The organism is Siminovitchia acidinfaciens (assembly GCF_003605385.1).
GTDB classification, from domain to species: Bacteria; Bacillota; Bacilli; order Bacillales; family Bacillaceae_C; genus Siminovitchia; species Siminovitchia acidinfaciens.
This window is the reverse complement of the sequence record NZ_QYTV02000002.1, coordinates 573,800-594,671: the sequence shown is the minus strand read 5'-3', so window position 1 is coordinate 594,671 and position 20,872 is coordinate 573,800. Positions and strand designations below refer to the sequence as shown.

At 42.1% G+C, this 20,872-nt stretch carries 19 protein-coding genes; 18 read left to right on the top strand and 1 reads right to left on the bottom strand.

What is annotated here, in order from left to right; translation table 11 throughout:
- The first annotated feature begins 36 nt into the window (after positions 1-36).
- From D4T97_RS07055 to D4T97_RS07005, 11 genes are all read left to right on the top strand, one after another.
- A complete protein-coding gene (locus tag D4T97_RS07055) occupies positions 37-300 on the top strand; it encodes a BMC domain-containing protein (protein WP_126049083.1) in 264 nt (87 codons plus the stop codon).
- A 15-nt stretch (positions 301-315) separates the two neighbouring features.
- Positions 316-1,269, top strand: a complete 954-nt coding sequence (locus tag D4T97_RS07050) for a hypothetical protein (RefSeq protein WP_126049081.1) — start codon at positions 316-318, stop codon at positions 1,267-1,269.
- A gap of 22 nt (positions 1,270-1,291) precedes the next feature.
- Complete coding sequence (locus tag D4T97_RS07045) at positions 1,292-1,771, top strand: BMC domain-containing protein (protein WP_126049079.1); 480 nt, start codon at positions 1,292-1,294, stop codon at positions 1,769-1,771.
- A 30-nt stretch (positions 1,772-1,801) separates the two neighbouring features.
- Positions 1,802-2,083: a BMC domain-containing protein gene (locus D4T97_RS07040; protein ID WP_120075113.1), complete on the top strand. Its 282-nt coding sequence runs from the start codon at positions 1,802-1,804 to the stop codon at positions 2,081-2,083.
- Positions 2,084-2,085: 2 nt separating this feature from the next.
- The gene (locus D4T97_RS07035; protein WP_126049077.1) at positions 2,086-2,952 is read left to right on the top strand and encodes a hypothetical protein; all 867 of its coding nucleotides are present in this window, start codon (positions 2,086-2,088) and stop codon (positions 2,950-2,952) included.
- A gap of 331 nt (positions 2,953-3,283) precedes the next feature.
- Positions 3,284-3,547, top strand: coding sequence for a EutN/CcmL family microcompartment protein (locus D4T97_RS07030; protein ID WP_126049075.1), 264 nt, complete (start codon positions 3,284-3,286; stop codon positions 3,545-3,547).
- Positions 3,548-3,574: 27 nt separating this feature from the next.
- The gene (locus D4T97_RS07025) at positions 3,575-5,386 is read left to right on the top strand and encodes an adenine deaminase (protein WP_126049073.1); all 1,812 of its coding nucleotides are present in this window, start codon (positions 3,575-3,577) and stop codon (positions 5,384-5,386) included.
- A gap of 16 nt (positions 5,387-5,402) precedes the next feature.
- Positions 5,403-6,086 carry a cyclase family protein gene (locus tag D4T97_RS07020; protein ID WP_126049071.1) on the top strand — a complete coding sequence of 228 codons (684 nt, stop codon included), beginning with the start codon at positions 5,403-5,405 and terminating at the stop codon, positions 6,084-6,086.
- Between the two features lie 26 nt (positions 6,087-6,112).
- Positions 6,113-6,733, top strand: a complete 621-nt coding sequence (locus D4T97_RS07015) for a DUF1989 domain-containing protein (RefSeq protein WP_126049069.1) — start codon at positions 6,113-6,115, stop codon at positions 6,731-6,733.
- Positions 6,734-7,882 (top strand): M20 family metallopeptidase, encoded by a 1,149-nt coding sequence (locus tag D4T97_RS07010; RefSeq protein ID WP_126049067.1) that lies wholly within the window; start codon positions 6,734-6,736, stop codon positions 7,880-7,882.
- Between the two features lie 21 nt (positions 7,883-7,903).
- Positions 7,904-9,250, top strand: a complete 1,347-nt coding sequence (locus tag D4T97_RS07005) for a 5'-deoxyadenosine deaminase (RefSeq protein ID WP_126049065.1) — start codon at positions 7,904-7,906, stop codon at positions 9,248-9,250.
- 125 nt (positions 9,251-9,375) lie between these two features.
- On the opposite strand, the gene D4T97_RS07000 is transcribed toward D4T97_RS07005, so the two are convergent.
- On the bottom strand, positions 9,376-12,243 hold the full coding sequence (locus tag D4T97_RS07000) for a tetratricopeptide repeat protein (protein ID WP_126049063.1): 2,868 nt from the start codon (positions 12,241-12,243) through the stop codon (positions 9,376-9,378).
- A 170-nt stretch (positions 12,244-12,413) separates the two neighbouring features.
- On the opposite strand from D4T97_RS07000, the gene D4T97_RS06995 reads away from it, so the two are divergent.
- The 7 genes from D4T97_RS06995 (at position 12,414) to D4T97_RS06965 (ending at position 20,810) form a co-directional block, all read left to right on the top strand.
- Positions 12,414-13,886 carry an aldehyde dehydrogenase family protein gene (locus D4T97_RS06995; protein ID WP_126049060.1) on the top strand — a complete coding sequence of 491 codons (1,473 nt, stop codon included), beginning with the start codon at positions 12,414-12,416 and terminating at the stop codon, positions 13,884-13,886.
- 51 nt (positions 13,887-13,937) lie between these two features.
- Positions 13,938-15,320, top strand: a complete 1,383-nt coding sequence (locus tag D4T97_RS06990; RefSeq protein ID WP_126049058.1) for an aminotransferase family protein — start codon at positions 13,938-13,940, stop codon at positions 15,318-15,320.
- A 290-nt stretch (positions 15,321-15,610) separates the two neighbouring features.
- Positions 15,611-16,990: an APC family permease gene (locus D4T97_RS06985; RefSeq protein WP_126049056.1), complete on the top strand. Its 1,380-nt coding sequence runs from the start codon at positions 15,611-15,613 to the stop codon at positions 16,988-16,990.
- 246 nt (positions 16,991-17,236) lie between these two features.
- The gene (locus D4T97_RS06980; protein ID WP_126049054.1) at positions 17,237-17,893 is read left to right on the top strand and encodes a hypothetical protein; all 657 of its coding nucleotides are present in this window, start codon (positions 17,237-17,239) and stop codon (positions 17,891-17,893) included.
- Positions 17,894-18,077: 184 nt separating this feature from the next.
- On the top strand, positions 18,078-18,335 hold the full coding sequence (locus D4T97_RS06975) for a ferredoxin (RefSeq protein ID WP_126049052.1): 258 nt from the start codon (positions 18,078-18,080) through the stop codon (positions 18,333-18,335).
- A 66-nt stretch (positions 18,336-18,401) separates the two neighbouring features.
- Positions 18,402-19,697, top strand: coding sequence for an imidazolonepropionase (hutI, locus tag D4T97_RS06970; RefSeq protein ID WP_126049050.1), 1,296 nt, complete (start codon positions 18,402-18,404; stop codon positions 19,695-19,697).
- 300 nt (positions 19,698-19,997) lie between these two features.
- On the top strand, positions 19,998-20,810 hold the full coding sequence (locus D4T97_RS06965; protein ID WP_126049048.1) for a Cof-type HAD-IIB family hydrolase: 813 nt from the start codon (positions 19,998-20,000) through the stop codon (positions 20,808-20,810).
- Positions 20,811-20,872: the final 62 nt, after the last annotated feature.

Below are 20,872 nucleotides of genomic sequence, written 5' to 3'. Positions count from 1 at the left end.
CACTATAAGCTTTAAAGCGAAAGCGGGTGAGATTGGATGAGTGCAATAGGTTTAGTGGAAACAAGAGGTTTGACAGCAGCAATTGAGGCGCTTGATTCCATGGCAAAAGCTGCGAATATCTCATTGGTGGACATGAAAAGGGTCGGATCGGGCCTGGTGACAGTCATTGTTGAAGGAGATGTCGCGGACGTCAGTGCAGCCGTCGAAATTGGAAGGCTTGCCCCGGATATTGCCGGCGGCGAACTGATATCATCAAATGTCATTCCACGGCCGCATCCTGAGCTGAAAAAAATTCTTTAAAGGGAGGTGTAAAACTTGTCGGATGTGATGAAGCAGGTGGTGCAGGAAGTTCTCCAGGGAAATAAAACGATTATTTCAAGTAAGGTAGATCGCAGGGACAGGCCGTCTGGAAACGTAGCCCTCAATGATATTAAAAGGCCTAACTATCAGAAATTAAAGCAGGAACAAAGACTTTCGGGCCTGAAAAAGCCGGGAGCATCAATCGCAGGCCATAAGAAACCCAGAGGCCAAAGCCCCCTGAATACTTTGTCGGATAAACATTTTAATGAAGACTCCATATCGAGACTCAGATCGATATCACTTGCTCAGGGGAAAGTATCAAGAAAAAGCGGTGTACCCCGACAAGGTGACCAGAGGGAAAATAAATCCGCCAAAATTGTCGGACATACCCGAAACGGAGGCTGTGTCTGGTTTTTCCCGAATCTTCCACAGGAATTGATGGGAAGCTTCCACAGACCGTTAAACAGAGCAGCGGTAGGAGCAGTGAGAATGCCGGAATGCCTGCCCAGTTACCTTTTTCTGGTCAATGAAATTATTCGTGATAATCAGGACATCAAATTTTACATATCATGGGAAAGAGATGGGGATGGACCTTTCATTGCTGAATTTTATGATGACGATGTTGACAGGCTTGAAAGGGTCATGAATGAAATCTATCAAAAGCTTAACAGGCGTTCCTTAAAGCATTTTGAAACATTTACAGCCATTTCCCCAAGTCCATGGCTGACGAAACAACTCAATATCAGCCTATCAGTTGATGCTATCGCCATTCTGGAAGGAGTTCCATATTACACAAGCATCGTGTTGATGGATTCCCTCCTGAAAAACTTTGAAAATACTGGTCTCGATTATGAGATTGCGGAAAAGTATTTGCTTTTGAAAGGAAATTATCATGTCATTTCCGAGCTTGTCACCGAGCTGAAGAAAGAGGCGGGCCGGCTGACAAGCGCAGACAAGATGACGATATAGCCCCGAAAGGAGGATGACTTGATTGTTTGCACTCGGACTTATTGAGACAGTTGGTTTTACTACAGCAGTTTCGGCAGCGGACGCTGCAGTAAAAGCGGCCGATGTGGAAATCATCGGAATGGAAAAGGTAATCGGAGTAGGCGGATATGTCGGAGTAACCATACATCTTTCCGGGGATGTGGCAGCTGTCTCGTCGGCTGTGGAAGCAGGGAGAAAGCAGGGGGAGCTGATTGGAAAAATCATTTCGACGGATGTCATCCCAAGGGCGCACTCTGAGGTAAGTAAGAAGCTTTTGAGCAAATTTCTCATAAAGAATACTGCGGAGCAGGAGCCTCCAAATGTCCCTCAGCCGGTACCAGAAAATATGAAGCCTGAAAAGAAGCCAGGTAAATCTTCCGGGGTTTCAAAAACGAGCAAGGGGCGTTCAAAAGCCAAAGACAAAGTTGTGGATGACATCGAGACAAAGAATATCGCCGGTAACGAGGACGAAGAAAAGAATTAACAAATATAACATTTTGAGGAGGGTTTTAATATGGGAGGAGAAGCTTTAGGATTGGTCGAAACAAAAGGACTAGTAGGTGCGGTTGAAGCAGCAGATGCGATGGTAAAGGCTGCAAACGTGGAAATTTGCGGTTATGAAAAAGTAGGTTTCGGTCTTGTAACAGTCATGGTGCGCGGAGATGTCGGTGCGGTAAAAGCTGCAACTGATGCAGGTGCCGATGCAGCGAGCCGTGTAGGAGAACTGATCAGCGTCCATGTCATTCCTAGACCACACAGTGAAGTTGAGCGTGCAATTTTATCCAAAGGTGAATAAGGGTGCATCTGAACCGGCAAAGTGCTCTCGCAGAGTCAACTTTGCAGGAGCTGTTTTACAAAAACATGAGCAGTCCAGAAAATGCACGCCCAAAAATTGTGCTTGCTCTCCTTTTCTATCATATGAATGGGTTGGACGAAGGTTTAAAGGGATTAAGAGAGTTACAAGAGCGGTTAGGAAGGCATATTAGAATCCGGATATGCCCCGATCAGTTGATTCTTGAACATTTTAACGTGACAGAACTTGCCTGTAAGGCCGGCATTGATGATTGGATCTCATTAGAGAATGCGGAGAAGCTAAAAGAGAAAATGGACTATTTTTATATTCCGGTATTGCCATTCTCGACAGTCTCGGATTTATTGAGCTTCAACGACAGACAAAGGCCTATCAGACTTCTGTTATGGGCACTGATGAGCGGGAAAAGAGTATGTGCCTACACTGCAGGAGCAGATCCTTTCCATTTAATATGGAAAGAAGCTGGATTGGACAATGGCACCCCTTTTTTAAAACATGAAATGAAAAAGCAGCTTGAGCGATTGAGGGGAATTGGAATCCAATTGTTCAAGAACAATGCACAGCTTCAGACATATTTCAAGCCGGCTGCCTTGCGGAAAGAAAAGGAGATAATAACAGCCGAGACGATTAAAAAGCATGGCGAAGCGGGGAACCGATTGATAGAAGTTGGACAGGGTGCAATCATAACACCGCTGGCACGGGACGTTGCAAAGGAGCGTCAAATCGAAATCTATAGGAAAAGCGCGAGGCGCGCAGTCTTAGGCGACGAGCACAAAGCGAATTTTGATGAGGGAGTTCCTCAGCCACCACTGCAAAGCAGCCGGTTTCAGTCACATCGTGAGAATCATCCCTGAATATGCTGCTTGCAACTTGAAACTTGAGCCGATGGTGCCTGGCAGGCTCAGGGCGCGACATCCTGTCGCTTCGCTTGCACTAGCGCGTCCTGCGCGTCGCCGCCTCAGAACGCCACATCCTCGAAAAAGCTAACGCTTTTTCTTCGTTGCGATGTAAGGCTGCCGCAGCTTTCCTAGTCCTTTTGCTTTGCTTGCACTAGCACTTCCTGTGCGTCGGTGGTACGAGGGCTTTCTGTTCGTGGAAGCTAGACATAGCGCATATTATTTAAATAGAAAACTTAGTGTAATTTTATATTTTTTCTTATCAACGAGAAAAGGGCGGGAGAGATCTATGGAAATGGGAATCGTAGTTGGAAGAGTGACAGCAACGAGAAAAGATGAAAGATTAGTAGGCACGAAGCTGCTTGTTACGCAGCCAATCGGTCTGGACGGCGCTCCCCTGGATTCTCAGCCCGTTATTACAGTTGATACGGTTGGCGCAGGAATCGGCGAAAAGGTCATCTTTGTCAAGGGAAGCATGGCTTCTAGAGCTATGCAAAACAAGGATGCACCTGTAGATGCAGCTATTGTAGGAATTATAGACAGTCTGGAGTGAGAGAGGAGAAAGGGTGGAGAGTGAAATATGAAGGCTGAGAATATAAAGAAGGCCGTTCAGTACCGAAAGTTGATCGACGTTCTCCTGGATTCCAATCAGTATGCGGATATTGTACTGAAGGACGGCTATGTCATCAATACGGTTACAAGGGAGATTTATGAAGCGGACGTAGCGATAAAAGGCGAATACATACTCATGGTGGGAGACGCAAGCGCCTTGATCGGCAGCAGGACAAAAGTAGAAAACGTCAGGGGAAAGTTTGTTTCACCTGGATTCATCGATTCACATATGCACTTTGAGAGCGCGATGTTAACTTGTACGGAGTTCTCCCGATTATCAATACCTACCGGCACCACCACAATCGTTGCCGATCCGCATGAAATTGGAAACGTATTGGGAGTTCATGGAATGCAGGAAATGATCAAGGAAGCCAAGACTTTGCCGAACCAGATATTTTTTACAGTGCCTTGTGCAGTCCCGGATGCTCCAGGGCTTGAAACTGCAGGCTTTGATGTGAACTCCTCTCATATGGAAGAGCTTCTGAACGATCCTTACGTACAAGGAATCGGTGAAATCCAAAGCTTCAGTAATATTGGGCCAGTCTATGAAAATGCACCTGAGCTGATTGATGACCTTGTTGCGGCAGTCTCCTATGCGGAAAGCATCGGCAAGACTGTCGAAGGAAATGCTCCGGCTTTATTTGGAAAAGAGCTTGCAGCTCATATCATCAGCGGTGGCGGCCATGTATCTTGCCACGAAACAACGACAAAAGAAGAAATGATGGAAAAACTTCGCTATGGCGTCAGTGTATTTATGCGGGAAGGATCCTCTCAACGAAATATGGCTGAATGTATCCGTGCCATTACTGAAGAAGGGATGGATTCGAGACGTGCAATTCTAGTTTCAGATGATATGGTTCCGGAAGATCTTCTGAAGGACGGACATATGAACGATATTATCAGGCGCACTATCGCACAGGGTGTGGACCCGGTTGAAGCAATCCAAATGGGAACCATCAATCCGGCAACCCATTTCGGTTTCAAGGATGTCGGAATTCTTGCGCCGGGTAAGCGTGCGAACATTGCAGTCATCAGCAATTTGAATGAAATGACCATCGACCAGGTTTATCTCAATGGAAGTCTTGCAGCAGAAAGCGGGAAATTGACAATTGATCTTGGCTCATATACTTATCCGGAAAGTGTTAAGAAATCGGTTAAAAGAGGACCAGTCAAGGTGGAAGATCTTCATATCACAGCAAACGGAAGCCGTGCACGTGTCCGCTCTATCGTAGCCATCCCGTTTCAAAACCTGACGGGTGCACAGGAATTTAATTTGAATGTTTCCGGCGGTGTCGTCCAGCCATGTCTTCAGCAGGATGTGCTCCCACTCATTGTGGTCGAACGACATGGCAGAACCGGAAATATAGGAAAAGCATTCTTGAACGGCTTCAAGATGCAAAGCGGAGCAATCGCAGAGAGTGTGGCCCACGACACGCATAATATTATTGTTACGGGTACCAACTATGAAGATATGGTAACAGCCGTTAACCGGGTCATTTCAATGGATGGCGGAATCGCTATGATCAAAGACGGCAAGGTAGTCGGGGATCTTCCTTTAAGAGTCGGCGGCCTGATTACGGATGAAATGAGCGGGCAGGAAGTAAGTGAAAAAATTGCTGAACTCACACAGCTGGCTGAATCCGAGCTTGGCTGCGGCATTCCAGTACCATTCATGCACTTGTCATTCTGGTCGCTTGTTACAAGTCCTGAATGGAAGATTACGGATATGGGATTAATTGATGTAGATAAATTTGAAGTACTTTCCCCAGTTGTGGAATAGGAGGGAGGCAACTTAAATGGGTATTAGACTGGTTGATCTTTCACAGGAAATTTATCAAGGCATGCCGGTATTTCCATTGCATCAACCGACACACATATGGCAGAACATTTCCCATGAAGAAAGCTTGAAGAAGATCGGCTTCGAATTTGCCACCAACAATATCCTGATTAACGAACATGGAGGAACACATACGGACGCCACTTACGAATTTGATCCTAATGGCAAATACATTAATGATATGCCGCTTGAATACTACTACGGCCCAGCCGTCTGTCTGGATGTGTCACACGTATCTCCGGATGGATATATCACACCAAGGGACTTGGAGATGGCTTTGAAAAAATCGCAGCAGGTACTGGAAAAAGGGGACATAGTTCTTTTATATACGGGCCACTATAACCGGAAATTCGGAACGGACGAATGGCTGACACGATACACTGGCCTTAATTACGAGGGGGCCAAGTGGCTTGCTGAAAGAGGTGTCGTCAACATCGGCATTGACTCACCGTCCATTGACAATCCAAAAGATGAGCGCTATTCAGGCCATTTGATATGCCGGGAGTATGGGATATCAAATACGGAAAATCTGATCAATTTGGATCAGGTTGCCGGAATGCGTTTCCTCTATTTCGGCTTGCCTTTAAAGATTAGGGAAGGGACAGGTTCCCCTATAAGAGCTGTCGCTTTATTTATCGACTAAACGAGCGGAAGAAGAGGTGTTTTATAATGGTGAATTCAGCAAGGGAACGAATCAGGGATGAGATAATCATACCGCCATATGAGGGCCGAAGTGTTCTGCTGAAGCCAGGCGAAGAACTGATCATCATTGATATGGATGGCAAACAGGTCGGCGATTTTGTCTGTTTCAATAAAAATGATCCAAAGGAGTTCGTTTCTCCTGTTCATATGAGGGCGTCGCTGAGCAGTATCCGGTTAAAGCCAGGGGATGCTCTTTACAGTAACAGGCGCCGTCCATTGATGACATTTATTGAAGATACTGTCGGAAAACATGATTTCTTTTTCCCTGCATGTGACTACTATCGTTATAAAATTGACTTTGGTATGGAAGACCATCCCAATTGCCATGATAATCTGAATAAAGCCTTGGCTGTGTTCGGTTTAGGCAACGTGCCCGTTCCGGATCCCATTAATTTTTTTATGAATAATGTGTTGGATGACCAGGGCGACTATGAGATTCATGAACCCCTATCCAAACCAGGTGATTACGTCCGGCTGAAAGCTTTGGAAGAAGTTGTTATCGCCTGTTCAACCTGCTCGCAGGACATGGCTCCGGTGAACGGTTATAAAGTGACTTCTTTAAAAATGCAGATTGTGGAGGCGAGATAAATGGATGCTGTCCGCTTTTTGCAGAAACTGATCCAAATTGACAGCTCCAACCCTCCTGGGAATGAAGATAAAGTCTCCAAAATGCTGGCTGATAGATGCGAGTCAGCCGGCATCCCCTATCAAATTACCGAAGTTGAACCAGGCCGGAGCAATTTTGAGATTAGGTTGGAGGGCAAAGGCTCTGGGAAGCTAGTTTTCTGTGGACATATGGACACGGTCTTGCCAGGGGAGCAGCCGTGGACGTATTCCCCTTTTTCCGGCGAAATAGTGGGCGATAAACTGTACGGACGCGGGGCGTCCGATATGAAAAGCGGCCTTGCCGCGATGTATCTTTCGGTGGAATCCTTGTTTATGGAGGGTAAAAAACTTCCTAAGGAAATCGTTTTTCTCGCAACCGCAGGTGAGGAAGTGGACAGTTGCGGTGCAAGAAAGTACTTGGAAGAACAGTCAATGGAAAATGTTGAAGCCCTAGTAATTGGCGAACCGACTAATGAGAAGGTCGTCGTTGGACATAAGGGAGCCTTATGGATAGAAATTGTCACACTTGGAAAGACGGCACATGGTTCCATGCCCGATATGGGCATCAATGCTATCGAATGGATGAACAAGGTAATTGAAAGGCTGGATTTTTTAAAGAAAAAATGGAGAATATCCGTTGAACCGCTGGGCGAAAGCAGTTTGGCTGTTACAAAAATAAATGGGGGAGTCCAAACGAATGTCATTCCTGATCGCTGCAGTATGTCGTTGGACATCAGAACCGTCCCTCCTCAATCCCACGAACAATTAATCACTGAAATTAAAAGCAATTTAAATGAACTATTTTCAACAGAAGGTTCCCCAGACTTTTCTGTCAACATGCAATTGGACCGTCCGGCGATATTAACCGATAAATCGAATAAACTGATCAGTTTGGCATTAGACTTGAGAAAGCAGGATTCATTGTTCGGAGTCTCTTATTATACGGATGCTGCCGTATTAAATCCGGACAGTAAGGTTCCGACGCTGATTTATGGACCAGGCGATGAGAGTCTCGCCCATCAACCCAATGAATTTGTCAATATTCAAGCTTATCTCAGATCCATTGAATTTTATAAAGAATTGGCTGTGACTTATTCAATTGAGCAAAGTAAGGCTTCATATAATTTGTAAAGAAAGAGAGGGAAAAATGGAATGCCCAGCATACTGATAAAAAATGCGCAAATCATCACGATGAATGCCCAGGAGGAAATTGTCCAAGGTGATTTGCTAATCGTGGATGATAAAATCAAAAGTATAGGCAAAGATCTGGGGAATAAGGCTGATCGAGTCATCGATGCCACAAATAAGACGGTTATTCCAGGATTTATCCAAACGCATATTCATCTTTGCCAAACATTGTTCCGTGGCCAAGCAGATGATTTGGAGCTAATGGACTGGCTTCAAAAGAGAATTTGGCCCTTGGAAGCATCTCATGATGAAGAATCAAGCTATTATTCAGCTATGCTGGGTTTGGGGGAATTGATCCAAAGCGGGACAACCACCATTGTGGATATGGAGACCGTCAACCATACAGAGTCTGCCTTCCAGGCGATGGCCGAGAGCGGGATACGCTGCCTGGCCGGAAAAGTGATGATGGATATGGGAGATGATGTTCCTGACCTTTTGAGGGAGGATACAGCCAAGTCTATCCAACAAAGCGTTGACCTGCTGGAAAAATGGAACGGATATGACAATGACCGGATTCAATACGCTTTTTGCCCTAGATTCGTTGTCTCTTGTACGGAAGAACTTTTGGTACAGGTCCGGGATCTGTCCAACCACTATAAGGTGAAAGTCCATACACATGCTTCCGAAAACAGAAAAGAAATCGAAATTGTAGAACAGCAGAGAGGAATGAGAAACATCGTTTACCTGGATCATATCGGCCTGGCAAACGAAAACCTGATATTGGCACACTGCGTCTGGCTGGATGATGAGGAAAAGCGAATCATCAAAGAGCGGGGCATCAAAATGAGTCATTGTCCAAGCTCCAACATGAAGCTCGCCTCGGGAATCGCCGATGTACCAGACATGCTTGATTTGCAGGCACACGTCAGCCTGGGGGCAGATGGTGCACCATGCAATAATAATCTAGATATGTTCAATGAAATGAGAATGGCATCGCTCATTCAAAAGCCAATTCACGGACCAACAATCATGGACTCCAAAACCATATTCCGAATGGCTACCATTGGAGGGGCAAGAGCTGTCGGCTTGGAAAATCAAATCGGCAGCATTGAAGTCGGAAAGAAGGCGGACATCGCTATTCTTGACCTGTACAAATTCCATACATTCCCTTCTGCCGAGGTCGATCCAATTTCAAGGATCGTCTACTCCGCAACAAGAGCCGATGTAGAATCAACGATCATTAACGGAAAGATTGTCATGGAGAACGGGACAGTCAAAACCGTTGATAAGGATCTCGTACTTCATGAATCCAACAAGTCGATCAAGCGGCTGTTGAAGAGGGTTCCTTCGATTATGAAGGTTACGGGATGATTAATGTTCCTGCTATTTAGAGAAATCATAAAAAGATCCTGTATAATAAAGCAGGATCTTCTTTGTTTATCACTTTTTAATTACTTAAAAATATAGTACTTCCCACAACATTTCCGGTAATTTGTTTACTTGGTCAAGGAAAGGGAGTTCTGATATTTAGAAAAGATTTCATACAGTTTGTTCTGTACGTTTATTCCCATCTCTTTTTCTATATAATGGACCATTTTGTCGGCAACATCATTCGCTTGAGAAATAAGATTCTGCCTTAATAATAGTTCGATGTAATCGAAATAAATATTCTCTTGAAATGGATCTTTGTATAAAATTTTATCAAAGTAATCAAAGCTTGTTGAATATGATTTTTCATTATAGTAATGGTTTGCTAATATTTTTAATAGTCTAATGTACAGAGATTGTAGCTGCATACGATCCATATCTAAAAAAGCTTCATATGGATAGGCCTGAAAAAAATCTCCTTTATAGCATTTCTCAGCCTCAAGGAGTGATTTAAGCCGACTTGGCGAGTGATTATTATCTAAACTTGCTGTTAAAATCATATACTTATCTACATCCAAATCTATGCAGTTTGAGTTGAAAATAAAATGATTTTCGGAACGGACTATATATTTTGACTGGTTTCCAGACTTTAAGTCCGGTTCTAAAGCTTTGCGTAAAATGGACAGAGATACATACAACTGATTATTAATCGACTCTGCATTTCCTTCAGGAAAGACTTCTTCGAGTAAAACCTCTTTATTTATTTGTTTATTGCGCTTAGTTATTAAATACTGCAGCAAACGGATACTTGAATTTCTTTTAATTGTAACCGGTTGATTATTATTAACAATTCGAAAGTCTCCCAATGTTTGAATGGATAATGTTTTCTTCGCTTTTTCTCTTACAACTGTTTGTACTCTCATTTTTACCCCTGGTTTTTCCTCAATACTGTCCTTATGTTGGTTTAGTACCCAATGGAAATTGTTGAAAGTACAGAATTCGAGTAACTCTTTCTTCTTCTTTTCTAGTTGTTCCATATCTTCCTGCGATTCGTAAAGTTTTATTTGTGCGAGAAGCACCATATGGCGGTAATATGAGAATAATGAAAATGAAGTAAATGCTTTTGATAGATGCCTTTCTGCTAACTCTAACCTGCCTTGTTCAATATAACTCTCTCCCAAATGTAAGTGCGACCAGCCAATATCAAAATCAGTTTTATACTTCTCAGCGAACTTTACTGCTTTTTCTCCCCACTCTATTGCTTCCTTTAAATTTCCTTTTTTCCGAGATAATTTTCCTAAGTTAGTATAAACAAAGACCAAAGAGGAATGATCGTAGGTGGATGAAATTTCCAATGCCTGTTGAATGCATATTGAGGCTCTATCTAATTTGTCTACATTTATATAAATAGTAGAAAGTGTGTCTAGGGCTTGAAGTTGTGTATGCTTTAATCCGTATTTCTCTGAAATAAATAATGCCTGACGAACATTTTGCAGAGCTTCTTCCTGGTTTCCAAGGTAGCCCTCAAGTTCAGCTATTAATATCAAGCTTAATGCAGTCATTGGATAATCATGAAAGAGCCTTGACCCTTTTAGGGATTCGGTAAAGAGGTTTTTAGACTTGAAAATTTCTCCGCGCATGAAATAAATATAGGCAAGCCTATGTTGAAGGTAACTAAGCCACAATTGATTATTTTTTTCCTTTAAGACCTTAATATTTTGTTCGAAATGAGTTACTAGCTCATTTAACGTTGACAGAGGTATACAGCGGATTAAAAACAAAGTATTGTTCGCAAGAGATTGTCCTGGTGAAATCTCTTCCAGCCAGCCATCTAAAAAAAACATGGTCTCGATTGGATTATAACGATCTCGGATGTAGACCATTAACTTGGCAGCCCTTGGATAATCTTTTCCTATAGTTGTGTGTGCAAATGCATGGACGAATTGATATAGATCTTCATAAATAGATGCTATTTTAAGGTGCTCTTTTGTTATGGCAGCTGCACCTACCTCTTCTTCGTATTTCTGATATAGGAATTGACGAAAGAGCCGGTTATAGCGAAAGATGCCCTGCTCGTCTTGAAATATAAACAAATGATTCTTCAAGAGATTCTTCAAAAGTGAGTCGGCATTATCCATGTTTAAATATCTTTCTATCACGGCAGGGTCAAGTTCAGCTAGCAAGCTTGTTTTATATAAAAATTCTTTTGTTTTTTCATCTTGCAATTCAAGTATTTCTGTTGAAAGAATATCAAAAATATCGGAGACATTCGGAAACTTTGACCAAAAAAGCGAGCGCTCTTGCCTGTTCATTTTATTAATAATTCCATAGATCAATTGATAACTTGTCACCCAACCTTCGGTAATTCTGAATATTAGATCGAGTTCCTGGGTCTCAAGGTTTAATTGATAGAGGGTATTAAAAAACAACTCTGTTTCGTTTCGGGTAAACGCCAATTTAGCCGAAGTTATTTCCTTATATGTTCTGCGTATCCTTAAAGTCGTTGCTAAAGCTGGTTTAACCCGGCTTAAAATAATAAATGTAACGAGCGGAGAAGAGTGAGTAAACAATTTTTCTATAATATTTTTTAAGTCAGGGCTCCCATCGATACAGTGGTAATCATCCAAAACGATGAATAGCGGCTCAGTTCTGCTGGACAAGCGCAAAATGATATCTTCAAGAGCCTTCTCTACATCATTCGGTTTTATAGTGAGATTAGCGGAACTCGCCAAATCTGACTGCTGCATGAGGCCAAATCTTAAATATGAAAGAAAAATATGGGCATAACTATCACTTTTTTCCAAGTGGTACCAAACCACAGGTATGTCATATTCACGAATGTAGTCAGCAACTAAAGCGGTTTTTCCGTAACCGCTTTCACCGGTCACCGCAATTATGGTGGAATTGTCCTGTTGCTCAAAATAAGAATATAAGCGGTCTCTTTTCAAGCAAGGTGAAAAATTCGGAATCCTTAATTTCGACTGGATTATTGCCACCTATGTCACACCTCCAGTTTTTTGATAAAAAATTGAGATGAAAGGGAACCTTTCTCACTTTGTAAGAATGTTGTAAGAATTTTGTAAGGTACCTAATTTACTATTCAACTTACAACATCCTAGTAAAATTTGCAACACGACAATTTCATAATGAAAGGGGTTACAGCAGCATGGAAAAGGAATATAAATTATTTATTGGGGGGAAATGGGTAGACTCTGTGTCTGGACAAACGTTTCAATCTTTTAATCCAGCAACAGGCGAACTTAATGCAACGGTTGCCGAAGCAGGAGAAGAGGATGTCGACCTGGCTGTTCATTCTGCTCGAAAAGCCTTTGAATCTGGAGAATGGGCAAAAATGTCCCCAACTGACCGCGGCAAATTATTATATAAAGCGGCACAAAAAATAAATGATAAGCTTGAATTTCTTGCAGAAATTGAATCTAAAGATAATGGGTTGCCGATTAATGAAACGAAACTGGTTGCTTTGCCTGCATCCATTAATGTTTTGGAGTTTTATGCAGGACTTGCAAATAAAGTACAGGGAGCAACTCTAGCCTCCCCAAATAATCGCTTCAACTTTACGCTAAAGGAGCCGATCGGGGTAGTAGGAGCGATTATTCCTTGGAATTATCCAATCATGATCACTATGTGGAAGCTTGCCCCGGCGCTGGCAGCAGGAAATACAATTGTCATAAAACCCGCAGAATTGACACCTATCAGCACTTTGGAATTGATCAAAGTCTTCCAGGAGGTTGGAATTCCGGACGGTGTCATAAATGTAGTACCCGGTCATGGAAGTACAGCCGGGAATGCACTGAGCAACCACCCGGGCGTTGACAAAGTTGCCTTTACAGGCTCAACTGTTACAGGACAGCTTGTCATGCAGTCTGCCAGTAAGAACCTAAAACCTGTTTCACTTGAACTTGGCGGTAAGTCACCCAACATTATTTTCGAAGATGCAAATATAGAAGCAGCGGTAAACGGTGCCCTATCAGGTATTTATATGGGACAAGGACAAGTTTGTGCGGCTGGCTCAAGGTTATTTGTCCAAGAATCAGCTTATGATAAATTCATGGACTTATTTTTAAGGAAAAGTGAGTCGATTCGCGTAGGGAACCCGCTTGATTCGTCTACACAAATGGGTCCTCAAGTTTCAGAAGAGCAATTAAAGCGGGTGGAACATTATGTTGCTGTAGGCCTTGATGAAGGAGCAAGTATTTTAACAGGTGGAAAACGCCACGAGGATGCCGGAAGCGGATTTTTCTATACGCCAACCATCTTTGAGAATGTGACCAATGAAATGACAATCGCAAGGGAAGAAATATTTGGGCCTGTCGCTTCGGTAATTCGTTTTAAAGACGAGGAAGATGTGTTGGAGAAAGCAAATAATTCTATTTACGGGTTATCTTCAGGTGTCTGGACAAGTGACATAAAACGCGCGCTCCGAATGGTGCGAGGCTTGCAGGCCGGGACCGTTCATGTAAACTCGTATGGCGGGTTAGATAGTAACACTCCATTTGGCGGCGTAAAACAAAGTGGATTTGGCCGCGACTTGGGGATTGAAGCGTTAGATATGTATACTGTAACAAAAAATGTATGGGTAGATCTTAGTGAAGAGGGTGCTAACTGGTTTGGTTTATAAGCTAGTCTGCTAGTTTTATATTAATTAATAATTTTCAACGGAGGGATTGTAATGATAAACAATACAGTTTTGGAAAGTGTAGATATTGAAAGATTAAAGGAAATTGACAGGAAACACTTTTTTCACCCCACATCTCTTGTCAAACAGCATAAAGAAGGACCATCAATGATCTTTACTGAAGGAAATGGCATTTATGTTAAAGATGCTTATGGCAAGGAATATATCGATGGCGTTTCAACACTTTGGAATGTGAATGTCGGTTATGGAAGGGAAGAGTTAGCAGAGGCAGCAAAACAGCAGATGACAAAGCTAGCATATGGTTCATCTTTTTATAACTTTTCACATGAACCTGTTATTCATTTGTCCGAGAAGCTTGCCTCACTTACCCCAGGAGACTTGAATGTGTTTTTCTATACTTCTGGGGGATCCGAAGCAAATGATTCAGCTATTAAGCTTGCCCGCCACTATTATAAGTTAAAAGGAAAACCGGAAAAGACAAAGGTGATTAGCTTCCAAGGAGGATACCACGGCATTACAATTGGAACGACTGGGGCCACAGGCATTCAAGAGTACAAAGATATGACAACATCAAATCCGCCTAACTTCTTCCATGCAAAGCCGCATTTGTTGAATTGTGAAAAAGGAGATAAAACAGACCCTGACTACAGCGAGAGCATTCGAGGGATTATTGAAAGAGAAGGCGCAGATACGGTTGCAGCTGTTATTCTTGAGACGGTCGTAGGTGTCGGCGGGGTGCTTGTTCCGCCAGAAGGTTACTTGAAAGCGGTCCGAGAGCTTTGTGACAAGCATGACATATTAATGATCACAGACGAAGTGATTTGTGGATTTGGGCGGACTGGAACAATGTTTGGTGTCGAAAATTGGGACGTTGTACCAGACATGATGTCCCTTGCCAAAGGGATTACGAGCGGATATATCCAACTTGGGGCGGTTGCGTTTAAGGAAAGTATTCGTGATGAAATCATTGATTTGTCCGGAGATAACTTCTTTTTCCATGGATTTACCTACAGCGGACATCCAACTGCTTGTGCGGTTGCATTAAAAAATATTGAAATCATTGAAAATGAAGAGCTTGTTGGCAATACAAAGCGTTTAGAAAGTGTAATGATGAAGGGGCTTAAATATCTGGAAGAGAACCATAAAGTTACTGCTAGATCCAGAGGAATCGGTTTAATGGGCGGAATCGAATTATTGGCGGATCGTGATTTAGGGAAAGAATTTGATTCGTCTGCAAACGCAGCGGTAACTGTTGTCGATGAATGTATAAAACGCAATGTCATTTTGAGAGCCCTTACTTTTGGAGGAAAAAACATTGTTCCGCTTGCACCGCCGTTAATCATTAACGAGCAGCAGCTCGAAACTATCTTTGAGGTTCTTTCAGAATCCATTACAGCTTTCGAGAAAACTCTTTAATTGTGTAAAGAAGCAGGTATTTCTGAACTTGGAATACCTGCTGAATAATAATTTCAATCAGTTAAAAAAGCCCTACTCTGGTTGGTTGAAGCTGCTCAGCCTAAAGACCTTATTAATAACCAAAAAGGACTTACTGGTTATTATACTCTAGAAAGAGTCTACCGAAAACCATAAGGTGAACGAGATAAGGTAGATAAATCAAATTGGATTTAATTGAAAATTCAATATGCTAGTAATTAAAAATTTAATAGGTACTCAATGAACGAATACCTTTAAAGGAGATGGTGAAAATGCAACAAGCCCATACTTTTAATCGGACGCTGGGTGTATTTACGGTTACATTATTTGGATTGGCGTATATGTCTCCGATGGCTGTTTTTACCACTTACGGTGTAGCAACAGATGCTTCAAAAGGAATGCTTCCTGCAGCATATGTTTTAGCCTTGGCAGCCATGCTGTTTACCGCATTTAGTTATGGGCGTATGGTAAAGGCATATCCTATCTCGGGATCCGCGTATACATATACACAAAAAACAATAAGCCCACATGCCGGCTTACTCGTTGGATGGGCCATTCTAATGGATTATCTCTTTTTGCCGCTGCTGTGCAACCTGATTTTTGTCATTTATATCTCTGCTATCATTCCCAGTGTTCCAAAGTGGGTCTGGATTGTAGGTTTCGTAGCTGTCATGACTCTTATTAACTACTTGGGAATCAAAGTGGCGGCAAGAATCAATACCTTAATGATTGCATTTCAGGTGTTGGCAATTGTCTTATTTTTTATCTTTGCGGTAAAAGGTGTAATAAGTGGGATGGGAGAAGGAACATTATTCTCTACACTGCCGTTTAATAGTCCAGGGGGGTCGATTGACACCGCTATAGCAGGTGCTGCAATCTTGGCGTTATCATTTCTGGGTTTTGATGCTGTAACGACGTTTACTGAAGAAGCGGTTAACCCTACAAAAACAATACCAAAAGCAATCCTTCTTGTTGCGTTCATCGGCGGTGGAACATTTATCATTATCTCATATGTCGGACATTTGGTTTTTCCGGACTATACCAAATTCACCGATCTTGATTCAGCTGCTTTGGATATTGCCAAGTTTATCGGAGGTACTTTTCTCAGTTCCATGATTGCGGCAGGTATGATTGTAACGGGAATAGCGGCGGGAATAGCATCACATGCCAGCGTTGCACGCCTGTTGTATGCAATGGGGCGTGATTCAGTTCTCCCAAAAAAAGTATTCGGCTATATTCATCCGAAATATAATACACCTTCAAATAATGTCATAATCGTTGGTTTTTTATCACTTGCCTCGTTGTTTGTTGGCTTGACGTTAATAGCGTCATTTATTAATTTCGGAGCTTTGATAGCGTTTACATTTGTTAACATTTCAGTCATCACTCATTATTATGTAAAAAATAAACACCGATCTTTTAAAGATACAATTGTGTACCTGATCATGCCGCTTATCGGTGCAGGCTTTACTGTTTGGCTTTGGATTAACTTAGATAGGCATTCTATGATGCTCGGTGGCATTTGGATGGCTGCCGGTTTTATCTATCTTGTGTATGTCACGAAAATGTTTACTAAGAGGCCGCCTGAAATGAGGGTGGGTGATTTTGAGAAAATAAATGAAGAGCCTGAAGAAACGAAGATGAGTTCTTAGGGACGATAAGAAGGGAGAACCTGTACTGAGAAGACGTTTGTTAGCTTGCTCGATCTCTGGACAGGTTCTTTCCAAGCTGAAAAACGATTCAGCGTTTCACTCACATTTTCTTAATTATCAATTGAATTGAAAATAATTAAAAAACTATCTTGACAAAAGAAAATAAAGGATATAACATACATTTAAGGAAATATTCCCAAATGATTCTCTTTATAGTTTAATATTTTAATATTGGAGGGTTTAATTATGACAGAAGAACAGTTTTGGACAGAATTTAATGGGATTAAACAGGAATTGATGGACAAGGCGGAAGAAAACGCAAAAACATTTTGGACGAGAGAAGATCTGACTCATGAAGAAGTATTCAATTCGATTATTCCAAGGGACTGGCATGAAATCGCTTACGTTTCCTTTATCGGTACATTGCTTCAGAAATACTGGAGAGAGTACGACCGCAACCTTGTAACGGCTCTGTGCAAACACCTTTGGGATGAAGCGAACCATTACGAAATCATCAGCCGCGTACTGGAAAATCACGGATACGAGCCGCCAACCGATGTGCCGGAACCTTCTCAAGCATGGGAAGACCTGCATTGGGAAGCGTTGGAAAAAGACAGCACATGTGCTATTGCTGTTTGGAACGTTTCCGAAACATCCACGACCCCACAGATGGATATCGTGATTGAAAACTGCCGCCGAATCGGCTTGGATGATCTAGCACGAGTTTATGAAAAAATCAAAAAGGATGAAGACTTCCACTGTAAATTGGGTGTCAATCTGCTCGAGCGCCATATGAAAACGGAAGAACAGCGCAAGAATGCCATTTGGGGTGCTAGAAAACTTCGTGATCATATGTTTAAGCTGTATGACAGCATTTATGCGATAGAAACGGTACAAAGCTAAGTTACACATTCAATACCTTTAATAAATGAAACTTCTATTATATCTGAGCAAATGAGGCAGTGAATTCACCTCTTATTTGCTCAGACTAAATTTTTTTTAAAAAAACAGTCAGAAATATGCCAAATAACATATCAAGAAATTTGATCTTGATTAATTACCAAACATTTCTTAAGGAGTGTGAAAAATGGCAAAATATACCATTGTAGATCAAGATACATGCATTGCGTGTGGACAATGCGGCCTCATTGCACCTGATGTATTCGATTACACGGAAGAAGGATATTCGTTTGTGACCTTTGACGATAATGAAGGAACCGGAGAAATACCGGATGACCTTTATTATGATGTAGAAGATGCCGCTGAATCTTGCCCGACTCAATCAATTAAAATAGGTGACGTTCCATTTGAAGGTAACCCAACTGCGAGGCCTTGCAGCGCATAACTTACAGCTTGTCAAACTAGAATAAACAACTAAACTAATATTATTTCAGGAAGGTGCATCTGCTGAATGAAATACGATTTGGTGATTACCCATATTGATCGGTTGCTTTCCCTGGCAGGTGATCCTGATCGCGGTCTCCGTGGGGAAGAAATGGAACAATCCATTGAAATTGAGGATGCTGCTATTGCTATAAAAGATGGAAGAATAGCATTTGTAGGGAAAACAAACACCTTATTTGAAAGAGAGATCATCGAAGCCGAACAAACCATAAATGCCAGAGGTAAAAGTGTTCTCCCCGGCTTTATCGATGCCCATACGCATCTGCCGTTCTACGGTTGGAGAGGCGGAGAGGTTGCAAGAGGACGCGGGAAAACCTACGGAAATGTAATTCAAGGGGGAGGCGGCATAAAGGTTTCCATAAAGGAAATGGAAGAAGCCTCTGATGTAGATATACTCCAATTTACCAACGATTTATTGGATCATATACACACTTGGGGAACAACCACAGTTGAGATGAAGTCCGGATACTCCAGTAATGTAGAGGGAGAGTTGAGAGAGCTTCATCTGATACAAAAAATAAAAGAAAACTCACCTGTTGATATTATCCCAACCTGTTTGGCCGCTCATGATGTACCAGAAGGATACACAAGCAGTGAATGGATTAATGAGGTAATCAATGACCTATTGCCGGAAGTGGCTGAGAAAAAACTGGCACGCATGACGGACATTTATATCGAGCCATTCACATTTAATATTTCAGATGCCAGGAAGTTTGCGGAAGCGTCACGTTCACTTGGGCTTATTCCCAGGGCGCATAGTGATCAGGTCCACAATATTGGAGGCTGTAAAGAAGCGGTCCTGCTGGAATTTTCAAGCGCTGACCATCTGAATCAAATAACCGAGGAAGAAATGCAAATGCTCGCAAAGTCCAATACAGCAGCTGGGATGCTTCCGGGAGCTGATTTTACAATGCGGGAAAAACATCTTCCGCCTGCAAGAAAGCTAATTGATTCAGGTGCTTTGGTTGTTTTATCAAGCAATTATAATCCGGGAACATCTCCGGTAGGTGCCATGCCTGTAATTATCGGTTTTGCTTGTGCTCTTTATGATTGGACGCCTAAAGAAGCAATAGCAGCCGCAACAATTAATGCAGCCGTTTCTTTAGGAATTGGGAAAGATCGTGGCTCCATTGAAGTGGGGAAGGCTGCGGATATATTGATTTTAAAGGATAACTTATATGAAATGCTGCCATACAGAATGGGAAGCAATCCAATTTCAATGGTCATAAAGGATGGAATCATTACAAAAAATAATAATGACATAATCGATAGTCCAAACGCGGTGATCGAAGTACAAGTATAACTATAAATAAGATCAATAGTGTTAGTGACACTTACATTTGTTTCGATAAAGATATATAAATTGATTACAAAGCAGCATTTTTACAGTTTCCATCAAAGTAAAACTTAGGAAACACTTTCCGAATTAACATATACGCAGCTTGATCCACATATGTAGAATTCTACCAGTCTATATAAGATCGAAGGATCTTGGCTTGTAGACAAAGTCTTCCTTTTTGAAAGACCCTGTCTACAAGCTTTTTACATAAAAGCATCTCCCTCATGCTTTTTTAAAACAAGATGTAAAGGGAGGACGACACCAATGTATAAAATGGTTGCCATCGATTTGGACGACACTTTACTTACAGTTGATTTGATCGTATCAACTGGAACTATCCAAGCTATACAAGACGCAATAGACCTTGGAATCGTTGTAACTATCGCTACAGGGCGAATGTTTGCGTCTGCGAAGAATATTGCCCAGCATCTTGGATTGAACGTACCCCTTATTACTTACCAAGGAGCTCTAATTAAAAATATAGCCGGGAACGAAGTTCTGTATGAACGACTTATACAACCGCATGTTGCCCATAGATTGATTGAAGTGGCGAAAGAAAATAACCTACATTTGCAGGTTTATCAGAACGACATTCTCTATACTGCATCCGACAACGAATTTATTCGACAATATTATGACTCGGTTAAGGTGCCATACACAGTTGAGCCAGGTCTAGGAAAATTGGCAGATGGAGGATTTACCAAGGCCCTTTTTATTGATGCGCCTGATTATCTCGATCAGTTACAGATTGAACTTCGTGCCGAATTCGGTGGCAACGCCCATGTCACAAAATCAAAGCCTTTTTATCTTGAAATAACACATCCGCAGGCTAATAAGGGCATAGCTCTTCTTCACCTAGCAAAGAAACTCGGAATAGATCGGTCGGAAATTATCGGGATCGGGGATAGTTATAACGATATGGACCTTATTTCGACTGCCGGCTTAGGCATAGCGATGGGGAATGGAGTGGAAGAGTTGAAGGAAAAAGCTGCGTATATAACCTTTAGCAATAATGAGGAGGGTGTACGGCATGCCATTGAAAAATTCGTTCTTTCTCCGGCAAAAGTTCTTCAATAATGCCTTAAGTACGATTAAAGACTAGGAATCTTCTATATAGTTTACCTGAAAGAGGAGAAAGG

What these genes read in the sequence shown, in the direction of transcription:
- D4T97_RS07010 (WP_126049067.1), top strand. Translation starts at nt 6,734, where the DNA reads ATGGATGCTGTCCGCTTTTTGCAGAAACTGATCCAAATTGACAGCTCC.
- D4T97_RS06980 (WP_126049054.1), top strand. Translation starts at nt 17,237, where the DNA reads ATGACAGAAGAACAGTTTTGGACAGAATTTAATGGGATTAAACAGGAA.
- hutI (WP_126049050.1), top strand. Translation starts at nt 18,402, where the DNA reads ATGAAATACGATTTGGTGATTACCCATATTGATCGGTTGCTTTCCCTG.
- D4T97_RS06995 (WP_126049060.1), top strand. Translation starts at nt 12,414, where the DNA reads ATGGAAAAGGAATATAAATTATTTATTGGGGGGAAATGGGTAGACTCT.
- D4T97_RS07020 (WP_126049071.1), top strand. Translation starts at nt 5,403, where the DNA reads ATGGGTATTAGACTGGTTGATCTTTCACAGGAAATTTATCAAGGCATG.
- D4T97_RS06965 (WP_126049048.1), top strand. Translation starts at nt 19,998, where the DNA reads ATGTATAAAATGGTTGCCATCGATTTGGACGACACTTTACTTACAGTT.
- D4T97_RS06975 (WP_126049052.1), top strand. Translation starts at nt 18,078, where the DNA reads ATGGCAAAATATACCATTGTAGATCAAGATACATGCATTGCGTGTGGA.
- D4T97_RS06990 (WP_126049058.1), top strand. Translation starts at nt 13,938, where the DNA reads ATGATAAACAATACAGTTTTGGAAAGTGTAGATATTGAAAGATTAAAG.
- D4T97_RS07015 (WP_126049069.1), top strand. Translation starts at nt 6,113, where the DNA reads ATGGTGAATTCAGCAAGGGAACGAATCAGGGATGAGATAATCATACCG.
- D4T97_RS07040 (WP_120075113.1), top strand. Translation starts at nt 1,802, where the DNA reads ATGGGAGGAGAAGCTTTAGGATTGGTCGAAACAAAAGGACTAGTAGGT.
- D4T97_RS07005 (WP_126049065.1), top strand. Translation starts at nt 7,904, where the DNA reads ATGCCCAGCATACTGATAAAAAATGCGCAAATCATCACGATGAATGCC.
- D4T97_RS07055 (WP_126049083.1), top strand. Translation starts at nt 37, where the DNA reads ATGAGTGCAATAGGTTTAGTGGAAACAAGAGGTTTGACAGCAGCAATT.
- D4T97_RS06985 (WP_126049056.1), top strand. Translation starts at nt 15,611, where the DNA reads ATGCAACAAGCCCATACTTTTAATCGGACGCTGGGTGTATTTACGGTT.
- D4T97_RS07030 (WP_126049075.1), top strand. Translation starts at nt 3,284, where the DNA reads ATGGAAATGGGAATCGTAGTTGGAAGAGTGACAGCAACGAGAAAAGAT.
- D4T97_RS07025 (WP_126049073.1), top strand. Translation starts at nt 3,575, where the DNA reads ATGAAGGCTGAGAATATAAAGAAGGCCGTTCAGTACCGAAAGTTGATC.